Genomic DNA, 22,859 nt, shown 5'->3' on the forward strand with positions numbered 1-22,859 from the left:
CTTGAACTAGGTACTTTATTGGGAGAATTCTTACGCTGATGGAATCCCCAAATGTTAGAGAAATCAACCTTATTAAACATTCAATGTAATATTAACAACCATAAGTCCCTTACTTCGTGGGTTGATCTAAGAAAGGATATGTTAAATATGCAAATTAACCAATTTGGACAAAAAATCGGTGAGCCAATTGAGGGGTATCAACACCCTCTAGTTCCAACAAGAATCACAATAGCAGGAAAATACTGTACGTTAGAAAAGGTATCAATGAAGCATTTTGATGATCTGTACAAAAATGTTTATGGGCCCGATAGTGACGATAAACAGTGGACCTATCTGCCAACCGAAAAATTTACAAGTGAAAAGGAATTCGAAATTTTCTTATCAAAATTAATAAAATCAGAAGACCCTTTTTACTATACAATAGTTGACAATGACACTAACGAGGCACTGGGCTCTTTTTCACTAATGAGGATCAATATCGAAAATAGTTCAGTGGAAGTTGGACATGTAATATACTCTGAAAGACTAAAAAAAACTAGAATTGCTACTGAAGCACAATTTCTACTGGCGCGTTACGTATTCGAAGAGCTGCACTTTAGACGTTATGAATGGAAGTGTGATAGTTTAAACGACCCTTCTAGAAAGGCAGCTCTAAGATTGGGATTTCAATATGAAGGAACTTTTAGGCAAGCACTTGTATACAAACAAAGAAATAGAGATACAGCTTGGTTTTCGATAATTGATAAAGAATGGCCCAATATAAAAAATCGGTTCGAAAAGTGGCTTTTGGAAAGCAATTTTGATGAATATGGAAATCAAATTTCAAAACTAGACAACCAGTTTTGAAACGAGAAATTACTTTATCCATTTTTATATGTTTCAAAACAGATCCGCGGCTTCTTGCTCTCGAAGTTTTTTCATGGCCACCGGCGTTGCAAGTGGGAATTCCCCCACAGATTTGACTCCACCAACCGTGGAAGAAATCGGCAGCACCTGGTATGCAGCTTCGTTTCAACGTACTGGTGTTAATATAGAGTGCAAGCTTCTGATGCTTCCCCATGCATTTGATTCGTGGAATCGATCAGAGTCACACTGAAAACTGACGCTCTCAATATACGTTCACGTTCTGCTATACAAAGCCTTGGTGCTACTTTTGAAGGCATTCGCAGGGCACACCTCCCTGCAAGTGATGGTCACATTAGGGATACAGCTTATTTTTCAAATCATTGCCGAGGAATGGCCTGCGGTGCGTACAAATCTCAAAGATCGGTTTGAAAAATATAACTGAGTAAAGCGAACGAGAATCAGAGTGTAATGCACATAAGCCGGAGCCTCTAGTTAAACAGGAATCCGGCTTTTTATGAAAAGTGGCTTAGCGTGCGAAATCCGCAATTTTAGTGGCCACCTTGAAGAAGTCAAATAAAAAAAGTCAGCCTCCCTTAAAAACGCATAGGAAATTTGACTTTTTTAGTTTAAAGTTAAGCTTTGTGCAAAAAATCCATGTTTCCTAATGTCACTTTTGGTATTTTGGGATTTGGAAATAAAAACAATCCTATGACCCATTTATACATGTATCTCGGCTGAACCCCAAATAGACTTCGTTCCGTGGTCATGTATCTGTTGAAAAAGATGAATCTTTTTTGGCTTCTTGTACCTTTTGGGTACTAAGCACAAAACTTACGATTGCTGCAACGCTACAAACATATGGAAGTAAGGAATATCCCCAATTAGATATGACATAACCTCCAATCATTGAACCAATGGTAATACCAATATACAGAGCCGTATTATTCCATGCCATAACAATTCCTCGTTCTTTTGAATATTCCACAGCTAATCGCGCTTGGTATGATGTAAATCCTGCATACCCAACTAAAGCCCATATAAATAGAAAGAAATAAACCCAATCACCAGATGAGAAGAATATCCCTAAACAAATGAGTATTAAAATTAAGAAAATTAGTGTAACCTTCGAAATTTTCACTTCTCCGAATTTATCTGTTAATTGCCCACTTGTAAGGCTCCCTAAAACAGCACCGATACCATAAAAAGCAACAGCTAATGCAATTTCTGATGATGAGAATTTATTTTCGGAGTAAAGAGCTGCACCTAAATAAACATAAAGAGTATACATTGAAATCGCCCAAATGGTAGTAACACTTACAGAACCAAGTATTCTTAGCAGACTTCCTTCTAATAGGTTTCTTGTTAAATCTTTTTTAGGAATAGATTCCCATGTTTTAACATTCACTGCCGCCAATATGGCTCCTATGATTGCCATTACAACAAATACTGAACGCCATCCAAGAAAATGCTCTAATAACGTACCGATTGGCGCTCCTGCCCATAGAGCCGTCAAGTGCCCTGAGACAACAATCGAAAGCCATGTTCCTCTTCGATTGGGTGGGGCAGTATCTCCAATGATTGCGTATATCAAAGGAGTGATTGAAGCAACGGCTAAACCAGCTAAAATACGGCTAACAATCAGGCATAAAAATGAAGGAGAAAATGCAGTTAGCGTATTAGAAATAGCGAACAGCAATAAGCCAAATGTAATCAATGTTCTCCGTTCTTTGATATCTGAAAGCCAACCAAAGAAAGGAGCCGAAAAAGCATATGTAACTGCAAATACAGTTACCATCCATCCAGTGGTTGATGCACTAACTTTATATACTTCCGAAATAAACGGTAATAATGGGGATACCACAAATAAATCAGTACCCATTAGAAACAAAGTTATCCAACCAACGCTTAAACTTATCCTCCCTTGCAACTTCATATAATCCCCCATATAAAAAATATTTTTACATGTATATTCTCTAGGAGGCATAAAAGAACTTTATGTGTGTGGAACTTCCCCATAAAATGAGACAAATAAAAAACGGTGAGCCAAAAAGTTATTGCGGTCTCACCGAAAATTTAAATTGCGGTGCCCTATTGCCTTTTTCTGCGGATGAAAACTTGTTAATATTTACATTACTAGTAGAATTAAGGGAAGGGTGAATATCTTGATATCAATCACATCAGCTGAAGTGGGAATGAAGATTAATGAATGGCATAGGCATATTCAAAAATTCAACGTTACTGATGCTGAAATGTTAAAAGCTGAAATAGAACGTGATATAGAGGTTATGGAAGAAGATCAAGATTTGCTTATTTATTATCAATTGATGGCCTTTCGCCATAAGATCATGTTGGAATACCCGCTGCCATCTGATGAAAACCGAATGGAACTTTCAGAATATTTAAAGAAAATCGAAGGCCATAAGAAAAAACTAGACAATATGCGGGCATATTATTATAACTTCTTCCGCGGGATGTATGAGTTTAGAAACGGTGAATACACAAAGGCCATTACAAATTACAAAAAAGCTGAACGCAAAATTCCAACGATCTCCGACAAGATTGAAAAAGCTGAGTTTTATTTTAAGTTATCCGAAGTCTATTATCATATGAAAATGACTCATATCTCAATGCACTACGCTGAACTTTCATACAATATCTATAAATAACATGAACTTTATTCTGTTCGGCGTATTCAGTGCCATTTTGTCATTGCCGGTAACTACGATGACCTTGAAAACCATGAAAAAGCGCTCCCCCACCTTCAAGAAGCTTTAAAAGGTGCCGAGCTGCTTAAAAGTAAAAATACTCACATCTATGCCACTGCATTTTTCAATCTCGGCAACTGCTATCACAAAATGGACAACTTAAATAAGGCTGCACGTTACATCGAACAAGCCTTGGTTCAATACAGAAAAATAAACTCTGACGTACTCCCACAGGCCTATCATGACCTAGCTTTGATTTATTTTAAACAAGGCAAAAAAGAACAGGCATTGGAGTGTTTCCGCAAAGGAACTAGAAACGCTGTAGACTTTAAAGACGAACTTTTTATGAACTTATTTGAAGCATTAGATGTTCTTTATATAAGAAATGGCGATACACCTAAACTCCTCAACATTTTTTCTCGTTTAGAGAACGGCAAAGGATACCCTTATCTGGAAGAGCTGGCATTGTTAGGAGGAAACCTTTTCGATTATAATGGAAAAATAGAGGATAGTATCATCTGTTTCAAGAAGATGGTATATGCTCAAAAGCAAATATCGAAAGGGGAATGCATGTATGAAATCTAAATTGTTTATCAGTTTATCTGCCGTTTTAATTGGACTTGCCTTTTTCGGATTTATGTCTAATGGCGAAATGAAGGAAGCATCCCGGAATGTAACTCTAGCACCTACTCATGAATTCCTTGTTTGATTCGATAAACAACATTAGTTCTGATTCCCTTTAGCCGTTTCATAACGGCTTTTTCTTATTTTAGCCATGAAAAGCATTTCACAAAAGCTGGTCAAACCCCAAAAACTAGATCAAAAGACACAGATCGAATGATTCATTTCCACCCTTTGATCCACATAACACTTAGTTTCATCATTCTTCCATGGTAATATTTTGTTATATGATTAAATGAAAGGGTATGATTATGAAAGTCTTTGAAGCTAAAACACTTATGTCTGAAGCTACAGACCGCGCCAAAGAATATAAAGAACTAAGGACGCAAATGGTCAACTTGAGAAAAGCTTTACAAAGCGTTGCTGAACTTGACGACAGCGAATTCTCAGGTAAAGGCGCTAATAACATTAAAGCATTCTATCACGATCATGTTGGTGTCACTGATCAATGGATTGACTACATTGACATGAAAATCGCATTCTTTAACAGCATTGCCGGAGCTGTCGAGGACAAGGGCCTCTCTGATGCTTATATTGAAGAATCCTTTTTAGAACATGAACTGGCTAACGCCCATAAAAAATCAAAATCCATCATGTCTGAGCAGAAAAAAGCCATGAAAGATATCCTAAATGACATTGACGACATCCTTCCGCTCGACCTGTTTTCAACAGAAACCTTCAAGGATGAGCTTGCAGATGCCAATGATAAACGCAAAAAAACAATTGAAAAACTAGGTGACCTTGACGAAGATTTACTGACAGAATATGCCCTGTCAGAACCTAATGAACAATTCATTAAGTCAGATTTCCAAAAGCTCCAAGAAGCAACGGGAAAAGGCAAAAACGCTACGCCCATCCACTACAACGCCAAGGCGTACCGTGAGAGTGATATACATAAGAAAAAAGGCGATATTGAAAAGCGAACGGAAGCTTATTTGACGATTAAAAAGAAAGAAGAAAAAGAACGGGAAATTAAAGATTTAAAGAAAAAGCTAGCTGACGGAGTGACTGACCCGGATGAATACTTAAAAATTGCCAAGAAGGTCGGCTATGAGAATCTTACCCCTGCACAGCTTGAATTTGTTTCATTTCTTGAACAGCGTAAAGCTTTCATGGATAACGGAAAAGAAGTGTTGCGAATCATAGGTGATGGCGCTAAAGGGGCAATTGTTGGTGTATACGATCTTGCCAAGGATACCGGTGAAGGAGCTATTCAATTCGGATGGAATATCGGTTGGACAATTGATAACTTAAACAAGGATCCTCAAAAAGTGCTGGATACAGTTTTGGAATACGACTATCAAGCTGCCTTTCAAAGCATGGTTGACACATTGAAGGATAATTGGGATAAAAAAATGATTCACGGAGATGCATACACGCGGCTACACTATGTTACTTACTTGGGAGGAAGTCTTCTGTTATTGAAAGGTGGAAAGTCATCTGTCTCAACAGGCTCGAAGGATCTTGCTAAAGTTGGGAAAACAGCTAGTGGTACAATTAAGAAAGGCGGAAAGTCTGTAAAACAGTTTGTCAAATCTCCTGTTAACAGGTATACTCCTGCATTAGAAGGAATCCTTCAAGATGCTGAGAAAACCATTAATGTGAAAAATACTCCACTACTAAAAAGTATTGCGGAAGATAAAAAAGAGAGTGTTCTCAGAAGATCTGAACGTTCTAACAATAAGGGTACGGGTAATGTAAGGCATTTAGATGATGTGCCGAGAATAAAAGAAGTTGAAGTTAATTTTAAAAGAAATATAAAACATGATCCTGAAGAATTTGCAAGACAACTAAAAGACCAAGAAAAAGGGATGAACGAATTAACAGTTGACGAATATTTGAGAAATAGAGAAAGATATATTGCTGAAGGTAGAGCTATTGAAGGAAATGCTGCTCAAAAAATGGCTAGACAAGAAGCACTTAAAGATAAAATTGCTGAACTACGAAAGCAAGGACTTTCAAGAGCCGATGCGACTAAGCAGGCTTCAGAATGGATGGATACACAAGCTGCGCTTCACAATCCAGATCAAATAGCAGGAGGAAGGGCAGACAATATTGGTGGTTTAGGAGATAAAAGAGTTAATTCCTCCTTGGGATCACAATGGAAATATAGAATTGATATTATTGATGAGCAAATTAGGGAAATGGCAAAGAATATGTCACCTGAAGAAATAAAGAATACTTATTTGAATGTAAAGTTGAGCCAATAAATAAAGGGGGCATTTTAATTGGATACCTTTAAGAACTTTATAAAACACAATACAGTTGATGAAAGGATTATCTTAAAGTATAAAGATAAACTTCCTGGAGAACTGATAGAAGTATGGGATAAATATGGTTTTGGAACATTATTAAACGGTTTTTTAAAAGTAATTAATCCAGATGAGTATTTGGATATTTTAGAAAGGTGTTATATAAGGTACGAGCAAGCAATTCCTATTTTCACCACCTCAATGGGTGATATTATAGTGTGGGAAAAAGATAAATATGTTAACTTGCTGAACTTTAGGAAAGGATTCGTTCACGTTGTTTCATCGGGCTTTGATTTCTTTCTTGATGATTTAAAGGATAATGATTTTATGAATGATGAATTAATGTGGGCACCATATCCTGAAGCTTGTAGTAAATATGGTAGACCTGATTATGACGAATGTTTCGGATACACTCCCTTACTAGGTCTAGGTGGATCTGAAAAAGTGGAAAATCTAAAAAAGGTAAAAATAAGAGAACATATTCTTATTATTACAGAATTTATGGGGCCGGTTGAATAGAGTTAATTTCAAGATAAGCACTTGTATGCATTTAAGGTATCAAGTGCTTTTTCTATGTAATATAATTAATTGAGCGCAATAAATAATACCTGCTTGAATAGAGACCTCATGCCGGCTATACCATCAGGGAGTACAATGAAAGGCCCCCATTTTATGAGAGGGCCTTTTTAATTCAAAGATGCTTCAAGTTTCGCCTTAGTTTTTGAATCGTAAAATGTTATTATGGGTACCTACTTACTCAATAAACATTTTTAATGAAAATAAAATACTCAGCAGCATTCTTGAACAGCCTAAGGTACTCTTTTCAAATTCACACAAAACTAAAAAAGAAAGTCTACTCTACTATTATTTTAAACTCACCTTCTAATTCCTCTTAAACCTCTTGTAAAACTTCTAATACATCATCAGCGTATGAACCTAAAAACTTTTTACTCAACTCAAAATTTCTCCAAACTAAAGTTTGCGGCAATTCTATCCACCCTGTAAGGCAATCCCATAAAGCGTCTAAATTTTTCCCATAGTAGTCTGGGAAGTCTAATTTATATTTTAATGCATCATGTAATCCTTCTTTATTTTCAAAGTCTTTCCCATCTGCAATTATTTTTCCCATCGAAAACTATGTCCTCCATTATTTTATTCTAACTAATGTTTTAGAATAATCTGTCGTTTTATTTATTTCATCATTCGAATAAAGTATTCTCCCATACCTACAAGCCTGTTTTCCTTAAAAAACTTTTCTTAATTATTATTTTAGTTTGTTAAGGGAATTTTAAGGAAATTGATAGCAAAAATATGGTATCGTTATTTCTGTTACTTTAGACCCTTACAAATTAGGGTTTGCAGTAATAGAAATAAAATAGAATTGAGGTAATAAGTATGAAAAAAAGCAGTATTATTCTAATTTTAATGCTGGTAACCATTTGCTCTGGTATAATACCAATGCACATAAAGGCAGAAGAGCAAATCGATTATAACGCAATTTATAATCAAGCAATTAAAGAGGGAGTTATTAATCAACAGGAGTTAAGTTATGATGACTGGTTAAAGGAAAATAAAGAATTCAAAAAAGTATACGATGCCGGTATCGAGCAGAATGTTTTAGAGCCTTCGCTAAGCTATGCAGAATGGATTAAATTAAATAATTATGGTCAAGAACCTAAAGACGAAAATATCGATTTTACATCTTATACGTTAAGTGAACAATCTAACTCAAGCCCTGCTGTATCGCTACTATCAACAAAGAAAACAAGCGTTAAAGTTTCCCAACTATCTAGTTTTAAGGTTAAACCCGGAGATATATTCATAACAAATTCGACTTCTGCTGCTGGTATCTTAGGCCACTCTGCTATTGCTAATGGCTCCAATCACATTCTAGATATGCCTGGTTATGGAAACAAAAACGATAATAATAGACAACTAACTGTCTCACAATGGGTGTCTAAATATAATAAGGGTTGGATAAAGGTTTACAGATTAAAAAATAGTAGTTTAGCAGCTAAAGTAGCGAAATATGCTGATAGACATTATTGGTCTACTAAAGGAGCTGCTACAAAGAATATACATATTGCTTATAAATTAACGCCACATCTTTATAGTGTGTCACCTAGTTATTGTTCTAAGTTGGTTTATGATGCTTATTGGTATGGTTCTGGTTCAGCTAGTGTTTTGGTTAAACGTTCAGGGTATGTTATGCCTTATAATTTAATCAATAATGACTTCACATCAAAGTATAGACCATCTTTAGTACATAGATATTAAATTGGAGGAGCATAATATGAAAAAAATAGCTCTTGTTCTTTTAGCTCTAATCATTATTATCGGAGGCATCACCCTAATTGTTCATTTTAACAGTCGAAAAGTAGCTGAAGATAAGATCGACCAGTATATTGCTGATTATGGTATTCCCAAAAAAGAGATTAAATCAGAGGATTACCCTATGTTTAATTCTTTGAGCGCACCTAAAGGATTCTTTAAAACTGTTTATGTAAAGAACGAAACTGACAAAAACAACTATTACATTTTTCACTACGATCCTTCTAACAAAAAAGTTACGTTTTCAGGTGTTGTGGATGGAAATGAAGTATCAATCAATGATAAATTAGTTAAAAAACTGAAGTATCAACCTTCTGATAAGGTACTGAATCAAAAATAAAAAAAGCCCTCGCTTGAGGGCTTTTTTTATTTCAATAATGCTTCAAGTTTCACTCGAGTCTTAGGTCCATAAATCCCATCAGCAGAAAGCCCATGCATCAACTGAAATCGTTTAACCGCGTTCGCCGTTTTCGGACCATAAAAGCCGTCTATGCCGTTATTTTCCGCTCCTTTATCCGGGTAGAAATAAAGAGCCGCTAGAGCTTTCTGAATCTGCGTGACAGACACGCCTCTCATCATTGGGTTCTTCACTTTAAAAATACCGGAAGGCAGCGCATATGACGTTTTTTTGCTGCTTAATTTTGTTGTTTTCTTTTTAGCTGTACTTGTTTTACTTGTGCTTGTTTTCCCACCTAGCGCTTTCAATTCTTTTTCAATGGCAGCCTTAACCTCGTCCCATCTTCTTTCTGACAAAATACGGTGCGGGCAATACTTGCCGTTCCAGTCTTGGTGCTTGCGGACTCGATCAACACCCCATCCGCGTTCTTTAAGTAGTTGCGCTACAAACTTAATAGCGAGTTTTTCCGCTGCCTTATATCGTGCCCCTCCTGATTTGCTATAACAAATTTCGACACCAATCGACTTACGATTCCCTGTACCGTTTGTTCCATCTCCTGTGTGCCAAGCGTTACGATTAGTTGGAATCCCTTGAATGACTTGTTTATCGTCTACTGCAAAGTGAAAACTCGTTGAGCTAGAGTTATTCTTCATGTAAGAAATCTCATTGGCTGCTGAAGCATCATTCGCAGTGTTATGGATAGTGATATACTCAGCTTTCATTGGATTAGGACATTTCAATCCATACTTTGATTTAGAGACTAGATTCTTTACAACTTTAATGGCCATATACCCTCTCTCCTTCTGTCAGTAAGATAAAAAAAGCCACTGACTTAGCCAGCAGCTTTGTCTGCGTTATTCTTACTCTGTTCTTTTTCGTTCTCAATTGTTTGTAATCGATCTGTTATTGATGATGGTATTTTAACACCGATCTGTGCTAAGTTTTCAGTTATTGACAAACCTTCATTAGCGATATAAAAAAGAACGGTACCAAAGGTTAAGACACCGTTCAAATTGAGTACTGTATCAATCACGTTTGCTAAAATGACCGCAAAGAAATTGAGTAGCTTGCGGACATAGCCAAACCATGCGCTTCGGCTTCGCAGTTTTTTGAATTTCCATGCCTTGATTACTCCTGTTAAAACGTCAATTATGCTAAGTACTAGAAGTAAATCAAGGTACTTCACCCCTCCAAATAAATATACTCTTGCTAAATCTAATGTTTCAAAATTGATAAACAAACTTGTCTCCTCCATTTCTAATCACCTCCTCCGAGGCAAATAAAAAAGGACAGCCGGATCTTATGAGACGGCCGTCCCTCTAACTGAAAAGTTTCCATTTGTTAAAGCTGTAAGCTCCATAACAATTTCTTTAAAGCCAGTAATGTTAAAAGACCAAGCTTCTGATTTCCCTTTGGTGCTAGTGGCAAATGTTCCGTCATCTACTTTCTGCCCTCTAAGGGCTCTTTTTGTTCCCGATAAGGATTTACCCCAGAACTTCAATTCACTTGTCTCAGCCGTCCCATAAACCTCAATGAGTAACGTTTTGAATGATCCAACGGTGAATGGGTTACCCTCACCTATGGTTTCTGTTTTATCGTGAAAGACAATATCCATTGTTTTTGCTTGAGTGTCTAATGAGCTAAGGTTCAAGCCTTCAGTTTGAACTTTTAAACGACCATCATTAGTTAAACCGCTTTTATCTAACTGGACTGACAACGGAGCAACTGCTGTAATAGGAACAGCTTGGTTTATGTTTATATCCTCTTCACCTGCGCCCAGTGACTGGTACAGTAAAAATTCAGATTGCTGTAGGTTACCATTTGCGTATCTGAAACGGAAATAGCGTTTAGTTAAATGAATCCATTCAGTCTCGCCAAGCGTATTTGCTTTAACTACCAATGAAGAGACAGTGGTCCCTGTATTCATATCATTACTTTCTTCGATGAATAAGGTTCCTTCACGATCAGAATAAGCGTGACCTTTTACTTTTGAAATTAAAACCTGACCTAATCGATCTTGTCCATATTGCGTGTATACTTCAGTGGCTTTTAAAACTGCGTTCGTCAGCAGCTCTGAATTACCGGAGATTGTAGCTACCGGCACAACAAAATCTCTGTTTCCTTCTCTATATGGCTTGGCTGCCCCCGGCTTACCGGTTGCATCTGTTGGAAACTGAAAACTATATGATACCATTAAAAATCCTCCTTGCTATTGTAGATCATTAGTGATGAGCATGGATTTACAATGGAACCACCCCCTTTAAGGCAAAATAAAAAAGCCCTAAATGGCTTCTCCTGTGATCTCTCTATAATGTTCAGCTGTAATGAGTTTTTTCTCTACCCCTTTTTGTAAATCCTCAGTCGAGCAATCTTTATAATGAATTGCCTGTTTCACCATTTCAGAAGAAGCCCAGTTATAATGCAAAGCCAGCACCCAATAATTCATGAATCTTTCCCTCCTTGTAGAGTAAGCAGTTGCAACTTTATTTTTGAGAGCTCGCTTCCCAAAGTTTGGTTTAATTCTTCAAGCTGTTTACGAGCTAGCTTCTCCTGAGATAACTCTTTCGCGAGTAGATCCACTTGAACTGGTGGTTCATATGCAGATGTATTCTGAAGCTCTTCCCACCAAGATTTTAACTCTGCTTCAGTTGGTATAGGTGCCCTAATATTCCACTCTGCTATATATGAAGGAGTTCCATCACCATTATTCTGGACAATAAAATCCTTTGTGGGATCAGCTGTTGGGTATTTAAAAAGAATAGCTTCGCCTATATTCATCGTTACCTCCTAAAATCTTGGATAGTTTCGGCCTCCAAGTTCTTGTATATCAAAAAAGTTAAATACGCCGTTTTTATCATCTACTGCTCTTTTCAGAATTTCGTCTCCTCCATAATTACAATAGCACCAGATTTCAATGTAATCCCCTTTATTCATGGGTACAGTCGCATTGCCGTTTAGACCAAGATTCATCCCATTTTCCTTTTCTTGAAAGTCTCCTCTTACATGATGCAGTGTTTTATACGCTTTTCCATTTAGGTAAACTTTCAAATGAAAGTTAATATAAGATGTGTAGTTTAAGGTGTATATACTTGCACCGATTAAGTACATTCCATCATTCGGAGCAATAAATCGATTGTTTTTAGTATCAAATGCATTATGGCTATCTTTTATGACCCTGTTAAATGCAATTTTAGTGTGATCAATTTTTTTCAAATATTGAACCCAGTAGTTCCAATATTCGCATGAGCAAAACCTGATATCTTTTGCCAAGGAGTCCAGCCTGAACCACTCCACCAGTGTCTAATCCAAACTCCTGTACTGTCGTAGTAAGTCCCAGACTCATTTCCTGTCCCATAAAAGTATTGCGTAAATCGGTAATTATTATATTTTTCATTTTTGACAATGCCATAACCTAAAGGGTAGCCAGTAGTATTGCCCTGACCAATGTCCATTAAGGTCAGTCCTAACGGATATTCTTCCCCTCCTGTTCTTGCATCTTGAATAGCATTGTCTCCAGTAATTAACGTCAGATTGTTATTTTTGTAGTTGGTATCCACGTAATGTTTTGCATCCGATAAAGCCTTATCCGCTTTTTCCTGAGCTCCGGCAGTTGTTTCTTTTGCATTCCAATTCTCCCGCTCTACTGGTGTTATGTGCCGTTGTGAATCATTAAGATGCTCTTCAAATTCTTTTTTCGAAGCTTGCTGTACATTATCAACGTTCCCTAGCCCGATTTGCGCCTTTGTTGTATTGTGAGGGTTGTTCATGTCATTTTTATGTACAGCTAAATCTTTATGCGCGTCTTGAATACCTTTCTCCCAACGGTTCACATCATCTTCATTAATCGGATCGTCCGGGAGCCAATCTGTTTTTGCATCATAAGCCATTGTTACACCACCTCAAAAGTAATTCTAAAATCTAGCGTTCTGTTATTACTGACGTCTAAATCTGTTGTTCTTTCCGTAATTACGTTGTTTTGTTCATCAAGGATCTGCACACTCTTAATATGCTTGATATCTTCCTCTCGTTGAGTAAGCACCGTGACAACGGCACCCTGAATGGTGAGTTCCGCAATTTTTGTTTCATTTCCATTCAGCAGCACTTTCGATATTCTACTTTTCAAATCTGCAGCTGTACGCTCTCTATAAACTTGCGTAATCATGGTAAAACCACCTCGTTATTATTGAGCGTGACGGAATAACCCACCATCAGCTCACTTACCTTTCGATATCGTCTGTTATTCAAAATAACAGTATCTTTTATCTGGAGTGGCTCATTTAAAGCAGCTCGCAAGGTATATGCCAAATGAGCTGGCTTCATATTCTCCAGTGTTTCTATGAGCTCGCTCATATGCTGCATATCATCTATATCAATATCAACATTAAAGCGGTACTCACCGGGAAGCAGCCGGACCTGAGCAGACGGATTCTTTAGAAACCGGTTCAATGCCTGTTCAATAGCTTTATACGTTGCCGGCGGGATATTGGACATTTTTGAGATAAGACGCAGCCGGCGGATCTCATACGTATCACCGGACTCTCTCGGAACGTTCAATATTTTTTCCCAACGTTCAAGCCCCCAGGTTGCTGTTGTGACAAATAGCTGATCTGTCAGATCAAAGATGCCGTTATTTTGCTTTTCAAATTCTGGAGCTTCTGCCTGAAGAAGTTCAGCCATTTCCTTTAACTTGGTAAGGAACGGCGGCAGGTAAGCGGTCATTTCATCGAGTTTGCTCAATGATTGTCACCTTCCCAAGCTTAGGAATTTCTACGTCACTAAGAATTAAATTTTCAGCCATGCCGTTGATTTTGATATCTGCATAATCACTTACTGAGGGTGAATTATAAACAATATTATTGATCTGCGATAAGCGGATGACATTATCTTCGAACGCCATCTTTTTAAAGAGATTTAATACACCTGATTCGATTTCTTTCTTCACCTGATCAATAGAGCTATTGACCTCGGGAAGCACCTCTGCTGATATCTCAATCTCTTTCCAAACAGCACTCTCCACCATGACAAAGGCACCTATTGGCGCTTGTCCCTCGCCTTGTCCGGGTTCAGGGTCAATATAGTTTTTAACCTTAGAAATCAATATATCGGAAGCTCCAAGTTAGCATTGGTCACAACAATTTTGACTGTGCCGTCCCCGTTCCAAAGCGGAAAGATCTTTGCCTTCCCTACTCCGTCAACTTCTTCCGCCCACTGTTTATAATGCTCTTTATTTGCACTGACAGCTTCCCGACGAACGCGGGTAAAATATCTAGCTCTTAAACTGTCATCATCCTCTTCTTCACGACCGGGAATCAGAATCTCTTTCACAATAGCCTTTTGAAGCCCAGGTATAGTGTCTAATGACAATAGATTCTGACCGGATATGTTTGCGTTCCCTGCTTCTCCAGCTGTTTCACATTCCAACGTCCCGTCAGCTGTGTATTGAAAATACAAGTTATCTACAAAAAAGCGGGAACCCACTGGAATGGTTACTCCTTCAGTAAACTCCGCTGCCCGGACTGCTTTCGTGGCAGCCGTTCGCTCAATGCCGGCTTCAGTAGCCCGACGATCTAAAAATTCCCCTTGTGCTGTGTCCGAGAAGACAAGTTCCAGCACAGTATCGAGCCAAATATAAGACTTGGCCAATTCTGCGGCTGCAGAAGCTAACGCGTTATAAATCACGCTTCCTTCCCTTGTATCAATGTCCGCTGAAATTCTGTTCAGCATCCGGTCCATAATTTCTTCAAAAGTTTGATCTTCAAACATCTTCACCAAGCACCTCCTCGATCTCCAGTTTTCCCTCGTCCGTTTCGACTGTAAAGGAAACATGGAACGAATCACCTTGTTTTTCTATTTCAAAATCTGATACAGAGGAAACACGATCGTCATAGATCAGCGCTTCCTCTATTAGCCGCGGAATCTCCATTTTCTTATATGCGTCTGTTGTTTCATTATCTGCCAAGATGTCTTGAAGCTCATTTCCAATGTCATGGCTGAAAACAGAATAGGCGTATCGTTCAGTATGAAGGGATAAATATACAAACTGCCTGATTGCTTCAAGGCCTGTAATCATTTCATTTGTGATACGGCCATTTTCAAAATCTATTTTGTAAGTTTGCGAGGTCTCTATGACTTCGCTGTCATCTTCAATATCATCAAATTCAATTTCTGGCGAAAGGGCCAACTCAAGCACCCCCTATATTTTGTCGAGAATAAAAAATGATTGTCCGCCTTTTAAGGAGACAACCATCACATTCTCACCCATCTTTAGTTCTTCATCTCCTCCAGCGCGCAGCCGCTTAGGAATAATAATCAAATCAGACGGAATAATTAGCTTTTCATTTTCATTGAGTTTAATTTCAACAGGAGAAACGGAAACCACTTCAGCCGGCATAATATCCACCGGTGACTCAGAATCAACTGCACCGACAGCCAAATGTTTGATTGCTTCACTTAATCTCATGAGGAAACACCATCCGGAATAGAGTTTTTCTCCACAACATCAATGGTCATCGTATGCGTGGATCCTTTAAATTCATGTTTGTCTGTATCGATCCAGTATGTTTTCTTAATCCCGACTTCCGGAATTGAGATATAGACAGGCAAGCCGCTCTGAAGATCCGGAATTCCGATCGCCTGAATACTTTTGAGTTCTTTTTTGACGCCTTTTTTCTGCGCCTGTTTGACTTTCGCACGCTACTGAAGCTGTGCTTGGTTAATGTTACCTGATATTGTTTCTACATACTGAAGCACGCCGTATTTGCTGATACCCGTGTTGTCTCTTGCGGTAGCAGTATAAGTTTTATTGTCTTTCTGACGCCGCAGCTTTACTCTTGTGGCTGTGTCATTAATGGAAGTGCTGTATTGATAGCCGGTGATGTTTACCCCTGTTTCCAATACCCATATTTCCGTAGGATCCGGCCAAGCTCGCAGGCCAAGCTTCCCCTTCGCCGAATATAATTGATAATTCCTTCCGGTTTGGCTCTTCGTTTGTTTCAAGGCTTTCAGAATCATGTCATAAAGGCTCGTATCATCTTTAAACACTAATGATTTAATGGTGTAACCCGTATTTGCAATGGACGTCGTCGGGATCTGAAAATCCCTCGCCAATCGTTTTATAATCTCGTCTGCACGCTTATTGGAGAACACATAAGCATCTTTGTTCTTAACCAGATATTGCAGCATGTCATAAGCCGTAAAGGTCAGCCCATGTTCTTCCGGATTGCGAGAAAACACAATACCTCGAAACAGCTCTTTCCCTTTCCACTTAAACAGAACCGTATCTCCTTCTGATACGCTGTAATATGAATGGGTTCCTTGTTTCGTTATGATCTTTGCTGTGATTGATCGCGGCGCCTGATACCGTTGTCCTTCGAGTGAAACACTTTCAGTTACCAGCTCAAGCCATTCCGTTTCTTTAATGACGAAAAGTTCTATCATGTCATCACCTGCTTACTGCGGTATCTTTAATTTTTGCCCAGGAAAGATCCAGTGCCCTGGCTGCCTGATATTCCGTTTGCTTCGTTTGATCATAGCCTTTTTATTGACGTTCCAGATCTTGCGCCATTTTGTGCTGTCTCCATAAAATTTGCCGGCAAGGTCCCACAGTGTATCGCCTTTCTTAACGGTGTACGTTTTAGGAGAAGCCTTCGACGGACGTTTCTTCTTCGTCTTTTTCTTCTGCTTGATCTTCCGCGGCGAAGCAGTTTTGTATTCCTTCAGCTTTATTTCATAATCACGATCACCTATATCTTTTTGGCCCTCGCTATAAGAAAAAACCTCGATACTGCAAGTTAAATTAATTTTCGTTCCAGTAATTAAGAATTGAACCGGCTTTTTAGATTTCACCCATTTCTCGACCTTTGCAATAGCATTTTCAGGAGAAGGAAATCCTTTATACTCAGCAAGCGGGCTATGTTTCTTTGGAAAAAAAGAAGAGAACGAAATTTCTTTCGCTCCCGGTTTATCAATAAAAGTGATCTCCCCAAAACTAGCCACTTTTACTGATTCATTTTGAATTGTGTTTGAAATATCAATTTGTTCAGGAAGGACAGGAAGCCGCAGCTTATCCTTCCCTTGTGAAATCCAGAATTCATATATGGATTTAGTCAAAAGCAACGACTCCCTTCGTTCCAATGTTAATATCTTGTTCAAGCTCATCGACAAGGGCCTGCTTAATCTTAGCTATAAGACTGTTCATGTCTTGGTCATTGTGAAAATGCTGATCGCCATTAAACTGAATAATAACCTCTTTACCTCCTGATGCTGTAACAGTTGTTTGCTGACTACTTGTTGTAGCTGCTGTTACCTGACCGGAAGATAGTTCAGTTTGACCTTTTTGAGATGGGTCTGTGACTTCCATTCCGAGTGCCTTAGCTGCTTGGGCTAATAAATAACGTCCACGGATGCCTCGCTCCTCCGGAATGATCCATTCCCTTTTGTTTCCTTCACCGACACGTGCAATCTGCTCTTTGGTAATAAGTCCGCCGTTAGCGTAGCCAACATATGGACCTCCGTGCCTCATGCTTCTAATGCCTGGTACATTATTAATTGATCCATATCTGCTTTTGATATAACCAATCGCAGCAGCAGCGTTGTGTATCGGGTTAAGAATGTTATTCATGCCTGGCAATTTGTGTGCGTTGAAGGTACTTGGGATTGTCTGCATGAGCCCCTGAGATGGATGTCCTGCTTTCGCATTACTATCCCATAAGTTGATTGCCTTCGGATTACCGCCTGACTCATGCTGAGCAATTGTCATCAGCCCTGGGAGCCAGCTCACCGGCGTCTTTGTAGCCATGATAGCAGCCATAAGCCATTGCTTCACATTTCCGCTTACTGCTCCCATTCCGGAATAAGCAGCAGCTAGTGAGCCTGCTTGTTTTTCAGCAAACTTTTTCACATCAACTGAATCCAGACCTTTTACAATACCTATAGAGGCAAAACGCCAAGACTCATCATGACACGGGAAGGTGAATGAATATCCAGCTCTTCACGAAATGCCTTCTCAACTTTTTTCGCCAGTTCCTTGGCAGCCTCATTGACTTCACTTGCCTTAGAAGTCATGCCTGAAACAAAATTCCCGATCATACTGCTTCCCCATCCGTTTGATGATTCTTTAGATCGGATAAACGGCTTGTTAATATGAGTGCTGACGTATTGATCAGTACCAGTTTGTGAACTATTTTGTCCGGAAGCACCGTTCTGCTTCCCTAAGAAAACATACTGGATTGATACAGATAAACACGAATTTAAAGGATCGACACACACGATGACTACGGACATTTCGGCGGCGTATCGGCATAAAGTGAACTAATTTATTAATGTTCAACAACAGAATTTCGTCTAGTGGCAATAAAGAATCCACAAATCATTGCAAGAATGGCCATCGCCCACCAGAACGTTGAGATCGCCTGATCATGATCGATGATAATCAAACGAATGACAGCTGTGATGCCAATATAAATGAAGTAGCGAAGCGGAAAATGAAAGTCTGATTTGAAGTATTTGATAATCAAAGCAATGAACTCAAAGTACATGAAGAATATAAGCAGTTCTCCAAGCATCTCATAATAGCTGTCCACTTTGTTGAACAGTGACTTGTATACGAATTGCACAATGTACCATGTCTCGCTGATCAGAAGTGCGCTTAAGGCTAACGCCAGGAAGAACAGACAGACATTGAGAAGCGCTTGTAACAGGTAAGGCACCTTTTTGAATTTGTTGGAAAATCTCATCATGTTGTCTCCTATTTCAATATATTCGTGGTTTTTATTCTCAGCCTACATCTTGGTGTTCCAAAATCGTAGCACAATGTAGTACTTAGAATTCTTTTGTATACTGTGAAACTGTCCCTGCATGCGGGACATCATTCGTGCAATGCTTCTTTCACCGAGTCCGTTGCTTTCCGGTATTATATCCGCAAGTTTAATCGTATTGCTAACATGGATCTCAAATATCTCTTGATCCGATACAAACGTGATGCTGATTTCTTCTTCCGGATCTGCATATTTAAATAAGTTTGACATCACATTATCAAATACACGACAAAGCTCCTCCAAATTCACGTTAATATAGGTTTCCGGCAGCTCGCCTGAAATATGGACCCGAAAATGCTTCTGATGAAGGATAGCAACTTGATCTGATATTAGATCGTAGATCACTTCTTTCACTGCAACGGTCTCCAGATCGGCCTCATATTCCTTATCCAGCAGGAAATACGCAAACAGATTGTCAGACAAGCTTTTTAATTGCAGTGCTTTACCATAAGCATTGGCTACATACCGATCTTTGCTGGTACCCGCTTCGCCTCCCTCTTTTTTGGCAAACTCCAGATTCATGATCAGCGACGTCAGCGGTGTGCGCATATCGTGCGACATTTCGGTAACCAGGCTGCGGCTCTCAGCTTGCAATTCCTCGATAGCTTTAAGTTTGTCCAGGAAAGCTTTCCGCAGATCCTCAATGCTCTTTGCAATCATCGCTAATTCATCATGCCCTTTTATCGTCATCTCGTAGTCTAGCTCGCCCCCTTCAAGAATATGAATCTCTTGGTGAATCGTTTTAAGGTAGCGAAGACTTTGGCGAATGCCGAAGAGAACAATGATTAAAAAGATGAGGGTTGCCCCGAGCAACTCCAATGTAAAGGCCAGATCATAATATCTGGAAGAGTAGAAACCGTCGATAATGACTCGTCCTTCACCATCGCTAAACTTGACAGGATGTGAATGATTTTGAGCGTACTGAGTCAGCTTTTCCTTTCCATAATCCGATTCAGAATAAATGGAATCATATTGCAGCTCCTGATCCTTGAATATGGTGAGGTTAATGTAATTTTCTTTTTTGACCCACTCGCCAAACGCTTTTCTATCTGATGTAGACAACTCATTTTCTGAAACGTACTTGCTGAATTTTTGAATGTATCTTGCTGACTCCTCGTGATAATACTCATCCGAACTCAGATATCCCTCGATCAGATCATCTGTAATCTTTTGCAACGTCAGAAAGATCACACCACTCACAATCGCAGCAACCATGATCAGCAAAGCCAGTTTTTTGGTTAGCGTAAATTTACGATGCGCCAAATCGATATCCTCTTCCCCATTCAGTTCTTATATAAACCGGACGTGCCGGATCATCCTCAATTTTGGAGCGCAGCTTCCGAATATGCACCATCACCGTATTGTTGGAACAGTAAAAGTAAGGCTGTCCCCACACACTCTCATATATATTTTGGGCAGAAAATATTTTGTTGCGTTTGCTCATCAGAAGTTTCAGGATACGATACTCCAGATCTGACAACTTGATTTGCTGCTCCTCTTTCCAGACCTCATTAAATTCTTCGCTCACTCTTAGTTTGCCCCCGATAAGAAATGTTTCTTCCTGTTCCTTCTTTTCCTGATAGATAGTATATCTGCGTAATTGAGCAATCACTCTAGCGTGAAGTTCCTCTTCCGAGAATGGTTTAGTCATATAATCATCGCCGCCTGCGAGTAATCCCTCAGTTTTATCGAGTGTACTCGATCTGGCCGTCAGAAACAAAATCGGGACGTTAGAGGATTTCCTGATGTGCTGACATGTTTCAATTCCCGAAATGCCTGGCATCATAATATCCAAAATAACCAAATCAAGCGAGTCATTCACAAGTTGCAATGCTCGCTTTCCATCCTTGGCTCTTAGCACCTCGTAGCCTGCACGCGTAAGGGATTCCTCCAAAAGATCACCAATATCCTGATCATCCTCTACGACTAATATTCGATGGGTCATGTCTCTCTCACCTCATGATTCTTGATGTTATTTCTCGTGTGTCCTTACTATATATCGTTCATAGTTAAGTACGTTATAAGGTACTACGTAAATCTTAACAATTTATGAAAGCTGATGTCCGCCACAAACTTATCACATTTTCTAAAAAAATGATGACTCTTCATAAATTGTTAAGATTCGGTCTTTATATTTATCCATTGTAAGGCTCAGGCTTTTCAGATCCGCACTACACATTGCAATGGTAAATGTGAAAGGAGTATTGATATGATTGTACAAAAAGAAGGACGCGGGCAACCAGTGAGTCTGCGGGAACGGGTTCATTTTCTGGACATCGTACGTGGATTTGCCTTGCTTGGCATTATTATTGTCAATTATTTTCTGATCGTAGATTCAGTAAAGGGATTCGAAATGGCCTCCGATGACGTACTGCACAATCTGGTTTCCTGGTTTGCCGAAGGGAAATTCGTTACATTATTCTCCTTCTTGTTCGGAGTTGGGTTTATGATCTTTATGGATCGAGCCGCGCAGAAGGTAGATAGTCCCAACAAGCTGTTTGCCCGTAGGTTATCTATCCTGTTGGGATTTGGCATTTTGCACATCACATTTGTTTGGGTCGGTGACATATTGACCTTTTATGCCGTAAGCGGCTTCCTGTTACTCGCCTTCTATAAACGCACAGCCAAAACGGTGCTTAGATGGATTATCGCACTTATCGTGTTTCAATTCCTGACTCCTGTTTTCACAATGTTGTACAATGTCATCAATACTGCAGGGTCAAAGAACCCGAATTTTTCAGAGTTTACTTTGTTTAGCCACAGCAGCCTTACCTACATGGAATCCATCAGCACTCGGTGGACAGATATGGTCACGATGGCTGCTAGCTCTTTCTCTATGATCTATTCCATGTTTCTCATGTTTCTGCTGGGCGTGTACTTTGTTAAGATGGAAATTTTCAAAGACATGGAAGCGAAAAAGCCTATATGGAAGCGTATCTGGATCATTAGCACAATCGCTTTTCTAATAACACAAAGCAGTATATTGCTAGACATGTTTAATTTTTCGGACATTTCCTCTGTCCTGGGTCAAAATGGCGGCTTAACCGGAAGTATGTTTTATATGAGCACTTTTGCAATGCTGTTTCTGTACGTTCCTCAGCTGCGAGGCCCTATGATGATATTCACCAAAGTCGGACGGATGTCATTGACCTGTTATCTGCTTCACTCTATCATTGGAACAGTTCTGTTCCTCAGGTACGGATTCGGGCTTGCGGATCATATTCAATCTGCCGGCACGTTCATGTTCAGCCTGGCCGTCTATTTCGTGCTTATGATCTTTAGTACATTGTGGTTGAGACGGTTTAAGTACGGTCCGATGGAATTGATATGGCGCAAGCTGACGTACGGCAAAGTAAACGGGAGTCCCAAAGCAACTCCGCTGCATTCGGAAAAATCTATTCAGAAATAACCCCCTTGCACAGATTGCATGACTTCAAATTAGTGTTGTTGAATGAAGCGGGCATTAAACGGACAGATTTGATATATGGACTAGTTATTTTTATATCATTTAGGCTTCTTTGGGCTAATAAATCCACCAGAGTTTACCCAATGTGCATTGCTCATGATCGAATCTAAATTGAATCTTTTACGCATGTTCATAGTCAAAGGCGCGCCATTCGACTATTTTTGTAACTTTTCGCAGGAAAAATTCGAGAATGATGACAAATCCTGCCTACGACACTTAATACGGTAGTGAACAATAGTAAATTAGGGTTACATGCAGCTTGTTTTCCAATGAAACAAAGAAAAAGAATCATACAAAAAGACAGGAGAAAGCTTTTGAAGTATTTTAACGCCAAATTTACCGCGGAAGAAAGAGCGATGGAATCAC

The 22,859-nt window shown here is 39.1% G+C and carries 23 protein-coding genes and 6 pseudogenes; 10 read left to right on the forward strand and 19 right to left on the reverse strand.

The window, feature by feature from the left end; all coding sequences use genetic code 11:
- The first annotated feature begins 147 nt into the window (after positions 1–147).
- On the forward strand, positions 148–846 hold the full coding sequence (locus tag AC0C66_RS05785; protein ID WP_461845619.1) for a GNAT family N-acetyltransferase: 699 nt from the start codon (positions 148–150) through the stop codon (positions 844–846).
- 763 nt (positions 847–1,609) lie between these two features.
- Here the strand turns inward: AC0C66_RS05785 and AC0C66_RS05790 are convergent.
- Entirely contained in the window at positions 1,610–2,779 is a 1,170-nt protein-coding gene (locus AC0C66_RS05790; protein WP_072183473.1) for an MFS transporter, read from the reverse strand.
- Between the two features lie 229 nt (positions 2,780–3,008).
- On the opposite strand from AC0C66_RS05790, the pseudogene rapE reads away from it, so the two are divergent.
- The 4 genes and pseudogenes from rapE (at position 3,009) to AC0C66_RS05810 (ending at position 7,003) form a co-directional block, all read left to right on the forward strand.
- Positions 3,009–4,136 (forward strand): annotated as a pseudogene (rapE, locus tag AC0C66_RS05795) (response regulator aspartate phosphatase RapE).
- Positions 4,126–4,260 (forward strand): phosphatase RapE inhibitor PhrE, encoded by a 135-nt coding sequence (gene phrE / locus AC0C66_RS05800; RefSeq protein ID WP_072183472.1) that lies wholly within the window; start codon positions 4,126–4,128, stop codon positions 4,258–4,260. The pseudogene rapE and the gene phrE overlap by 11 nt, the downstream one beginning before the upstream one ends.
- 223 nt (positions 4,261–4,483) lie before the next feature.
- Complete coding sequence (locus tag AC0C66_RS05805; protein ID WP_072183471.1) at positions 4,484–6,442, forward strand: T7SS effector LXG polymorphic toxin; 1,959 nt, start codon at positions 4,484–4,486, stop codon at positions 6,440–6,442.
- Positions 6,443–6,460: 18 nt separating this feature from the next.
- Positions 6,461–7,003: a T6SS immunity protein Tdi1 domain-containing protein gene (locus tag AC0C66_RS05810; RefSeq protein ID WP_043857857.1), complete on the forward strand. Its 543-nt coding sequence runs from the start codon at positions 6,461–6,463 to the stop codon at positions 7,001–7,003.
- 373 nt (positions 7,004–7,376) lie between these two features.
- Here AC0C66_RS05810 and AC0C66_RS05815 read toward each other — a convergent pair whose 3' ends face one another.
- Complete coding sequence (locus tag AC0C66_RS05815; protein ID WP_461845620.1) at positions 7,377–7,613, reverse strand: barstar family protein; 237 nt, start codon at positions 7,611–7,613, stop codon at positions 7,377–7,379.
- 266 nt (positions 7,614–7,879) lie between these two features.
- Here AC0C66_RS05815 and AC0C66_RS05820 point away from each other — a divergent pair, with 266 nt between their 5' ends.
- Positions 7,880–8,761, forward strand: a complete 882-nt coding sequence (locus AC0C66_RS05820; RefSeq protein ID WP_032725167.1) for a hypothetical protein — start codon at positions 7,880–7,882, stop codon at positions 8,759–8,761.
- A gap of 16 nt (positions 8,762–8,777) precedes the next feature.
- A complete protein-coding gene (locus AC0C66_RS05825; RefSeq protein ID WP_072182658.1) occupies positions 8,778–9,155 on the forward strand; it encodes a DUF3139 domain-containing protein in 378 nt (125 codons plus the stop codon).
- Between the two features lie 26 nt (positions 9,156–9,181).
- Here AC0C66_RS05825 and AC0C66_RS05830 read toward each other — a convergent pair whose 3' ends face one another.
- From AC0C66_RS05830 to AC0C66_RS05895, 14 genes and pseudogenes are all read right to left on the reverse strand, one after another.
- Positions 9,182–10,000, reverse strand: coding sequence for a peptidoglycan recognition protein family protein (locus AC0C66_RS05830; RefSeq protein WP_072182659.1), 819 nt, complete (start codon positions 9,998–10,000; stop codon positions 9,182–9,184).
- Positions 10,001–10,044: 44 nt separating this feature from the next.
- A complete protein-coding gene (locus tag AC0C66_RS05835) occupies positions 10,045–10,467 on the reverse strand; it encodes a phage holin family protein (RefSeq protein WP_003246208.1) in 423 nt (140 codons plus the stop codon).
- A gap of 45 nt (positions 10,468–10,512) precedes the next feature.
- Positions 10,513–11,406 (reverse strand): phage-like element PBSX protein XepA, encoded by an 894-nt coding sequence (gene xepA, locus AC0C66_RS05840; protein ID WP_072182660.1) that lies wholly within the window; start codon positions 11,404–11,406, stop codon positions 10,513–10,515.
- Between the two features lie 87 nt (positions 11,407–11,493).
- Positions 11,494–11,658 carry an XkdX family protein gene (locus AC0C66_RS05845; protein ID WP_072182661.1) on the reverse strand — a complete coding sequence of 55 codons (165 nt, stop codon included), beginning with the start codon at positions 11,656–11,658 and terminating at the stop codon, positions 11,494–11,496.
- Complete coding sequence (locus tag AC0C66_RS05850) at positions 11,655–11,990, reverse strand: XkdW family protein (RefSeq protein ID WP_072182662.1); 336 nt, start codon at positions 11,988–11,990, stop codon at positions 11,655–11,657. The genes AC0C66_RS05845 and AC0C66_RS05850 overlap by 4 nt, the downstream gene beginning before the upstream one ends.
- Positions 11,991–11,999: 9 nt before the next feature.
- Positions 12,000–13,099, reverse strand: a pseudogene (locus tag AC0C66_RS05855) (pyocin knob domain-containing protein).
- Between the two features lie 2 nt (positions 13,100–13,101).
- A complete protein-coding gene (locus tag AC0C66_RS05860; protein ID WP_072182663.1) occupies positions 13,102–13,374 on the reverse strand; it encodes a hypothetical protein in 273 nt (90 codons plus the stop codon).
- Positions 13,371–13,949: a YmfQ family protein gene (locus AC0C66_RS05865; protein WP_019712735.1), complete on the reverse strand. Its 579-nt coding sequence runs from the start codon at positions 13,947–13,949 to the stop codon at positions 13,371–13,373. The genes AC0C66_RS05860 and AC0C66_RS05865 overlap by 4 nt, the downstream gene beginning before the upstream one ends.
- A pseudogene (locus AC0C66_RS05870) lies at positions 13,933–14,975 on the reverse strand (baseplate J/gp47 family protein). Before AC0C66_RS05870 ends, AC0C66_RS05865 begins: the two are co-directional and overlap by 17 nt.
- Positions 14,968–15,393 carry a DUF2634 domain-containing protein gene (locus AC0C66_RS05875; RefSeq protein WP_017696792.1) on the reverse strand — a complete coding sequence of 142 codons (426 nt, stop codon included), beginning with the start codon at positions 15,391–15,393 and terminating at the stop codon, positions 14,968–14,970. Before AC0C66_RS05875 ends, AC0C66_RS05870 begins: the two are co-directional and overlap by 8 nt.
- A 12-nt stretch (positions 15,394–15,405) precedes the next feature.
- The gene (locus tag AC0C66_RS05880; RefSeq protein ID WP_010330118.1) at positions 15,406–15,672 is read right to left on the reverse strand and encodes a DUF2577 family protein; all 267 of its coding nucleotides are present in this window, start codon (positions 15,670–15,672) and stop codon (positions 15,406–15,408) included.
- Positions 15,669–16,649, reverse strand: a pseudogene (locus tag AC0C66_RS05885) (XkdQ/YqbQ family protein). Before AC0C66_RS05885 ends, AC0C66_RS05880 begins: the two are co-directional and overlap by 4 nt.
- A gap of 12 nt (positions 16,650–16,661) precedes the next feature.
- Entirely contained in the window at positions 16,662–17,321 is a 660-nt protein-coding gene (locus AC0C66_RS05890) for a LysM peptidoglycan-binding domain-containing protein (RefSeq protein ID WP_032725181.1), read from the reverse strand.
- Positions 17,314–18,407, reverse strand: a pseudogene (locus tag AC0C66_RS05895) (transglycosylase SLT domain-containing protein); the annotation flags it as partial. The gene AC0C66_RS05890 and the pseudogene AC0C66_RS05895, both read right to left, overlap by 8 nt.
- Before the next feature lie 16 nt (positions 18,408–18,423).
- Between AC0C66_RS05895 and AC0C66_RS05900 the strand changes: the two are divergent.
- A pseudogene (locus tag AC0C66_RS05900) lies at positions 18,424–18,525 on the forward strand (hypothetical protein); the annotation flags it as partial.
- A gap of 4 nt (positions 18,526–18,529) precedes the next feature.
- On the opposite strand, the gene psiE reads toward AC0C66_RS05900, so the two are convergent.
- The 3 genes from psiE to yrkP are packed head-to-tail and all read right to left on the reverse strand — an operon-like array spanning position 18,530 to position 20,972.
- Complete coding sequence (psiE, locus tag AC0C66_RS05905) at positions 18,530–18,946, reverse strand: phosphate-starvation-inducible protein PsiE (RefSeq protein WP_072182666.1); 417 nt, start codon at positions 18,944–18,946, stop codon at positions 18,530–18,532.
- A 45-nt stretch (positions 18,947–18,991) separates the two neighbouring features.
- Positions 18,992–20,290 (reverse strand): two-component system sensor histidine kinase YrkQ, encoded by a 1,299-nt coding sequence (yrkQ, locus tag AC0C66_RS05910; protein WP_072182667.1) that lies wholly within the window; start codon positions 20,288–20,290, stop codon positions 18,992–18,994.
- A complete protein-coding gene (gene yrkP / locus AC0C66_RS05915; protein WP_087986853.1) occupies positions 20,277–20,972 on the reverse strand; it encodes a two-component response regulator YrkP in 696 nt (231 codons plus the stop codon). Before yrkP ends, yrkQ begins: the two co-directional genes overlap by 14 nt.
- 264 nt (positions 20,973–21,236) lie before the next feature.
- On the opposite strand from yrkP, the gene AC0C66_RS05920 reads away from it, so the two are divergent.
- Positions 21,237–22,436 (forward strand): DUF418 domain-containing protein, encoded by a 1,200-nt coding sequence (locus AC0C66_RS05920; RefSeq protein WP_072183720.1) that lies wholly within the window; start codon positions 21,237–21,239, stop codon positions 22,434–22,436.
- The gene (locus AC0C66_RS05925; protein WP_124048084.1) at positions 22,355–22,603 is read left to right on the forward strand and encodes a hypothetical protein; all 249 of its coding nucleotides are present in this window, start codon (positions 22,355–22,357) and stop codon (positions 22,601–22,603) included. The genes AC0C66_RS05920 and AC0C66_RS05925 overlap by 82 nt, the downstream gene beginning before the upstream one ends.
- Positions 22,604–22,859 lie beyond the last annotated feature (256 nt).

The sequence above is a fragment of the Bacillus sp. VA13 genome, from assembly GCF_055710085.1.

Excerpts from the sequence above, each read along its gene's own strand:
- AC0C66_RS05845 (WP_072182661.1), bottom strand. The coding sequence starts at position 11,658 with ATGAATTATTGGGTGCTGGCTTTGCATTATAACTGGGCTTCTTCTGAA.
- AC0C66_RS05830 (WP_072182659.1), bottom strand. The coding sequence starts at position 10,000 with ATGGCCATTAAAGTTGTAAAGAATCTAGTCTCTAAATCAAAGTATGGA.
- AC0C66_RS05785 (WP_461845619.1), top strand. The coding sequence starts at position 148 with ATGCAAATTAACCAATTTGGACAAAAAATCGGTGAGCCAATTGAGGGG.
- AC0C66_RS05925 (WP_124048084.1), top strand. The coding sequence starts at position 22,355 with ATGGCGCAAGCTGACGTACGGCAAAGTAAACGGGAGTCCCAAAGCAAC.
- xepA (WP_072182660.1), bottom strand. The coding sequence starts at position 11,406 with ATGGTATCATATAGTTTTCAGTTTCCAACAGATGCAACCGGTAAGCCG.
- yrkP (WP_087986853.1), bottom strand. The coding sequence starts at position 20,972 with ATGACCCATCGAATATTAGTCGTAGAGGATGATCAGGATATTGGTGAT.
- AC0C66_RS05805 (WP_072183471.1), top strand. The coding sequence starts at position 4,484 with ATGAAAGTCTTTGAAGCTAAAACACTTATGTCTGAAGCTACAGACCGC.
- AC0C66_RS05850 (WP_072182662.1), bottom strand. The coding sequence starts at position 11,990 with ATGAATATAGGCGAAGCTATTCTTTTTAAATACCCAACAGCTGATCCC.
- AC0C66_RS05920 (WP_072183720.1), top strand. The coding sequence starts at position 21,237 with ATGATTGTACAAAAAGAAGGACGCGGGCAACCAGTGAGTCTGCGGGAA.
- phrE (WP_072183472.1), top strand. The coding sequence starts at position 4,126 with ATGAAATCTAAATTGTTTATCAGTTTATCTGCCGTTTTAATTGGACTT.
- AC0C66_RS05880 (WP_010330118.1), bottom strand. The coding sequence starts at position 15,672 with ATGAGATTAAGTGAAGCAATCAAACATTTGGCTGTCGGTGCAGTTGAT.
- AC0C66_RS05820 (WP_032725167.1), top strand. The coding sequence starts at position 7,880 with ATGAAAAAAAGCAGTATTATTCTAATTTTAATGCTGGTAACCATTTGC.
- psiE (WP_072182666.1), bottom strand. The coding sequence starts at position 18,946 with ATGAGATTTTCCAACAAATTCAAAAAGGTGCCTTACCTGTTACAAGCG.
- AC0C66_RS05835 (WP_003246208.1), bottom strand. The coding sequence starts at position 10,467 with ATGGAGGAGACAAGTTTGTTTATCAATTTTGAAACATTAGATTTAGCA.
- AC0C66_RS05825 (WP_072182658.1), top strand. The coding sequence starts at position 8,778 with ATGAAAAAAATAGCTCTTGTTCTTTTAGCTCTAATCATTATTATCGGA.
- AC0C66_RS05790 (WP_072183473.1), bottom strand. The coding sequence starts at position 2,779 with ATGAAGTTGCAAGGGAGGATAAGTTTAAGCGTTGGTTGGATAACTTTG.
- AC0C66_RS05815 (WP_461845620.1), bottom strand. The coding sequence starts at position 7,613 with ATGGGAAAAATAATTGCAGATGGGAAAGACTTTGAAAATAAAGAAGGA.
- AC0C66_RS05860 (WP_072182663.1), bottom strand. The coding sequence starts at position 13,374 with ATGATTACGCAAGTTTATAGAGAGCGTACAGCTGCAGATTTGAAAAGT.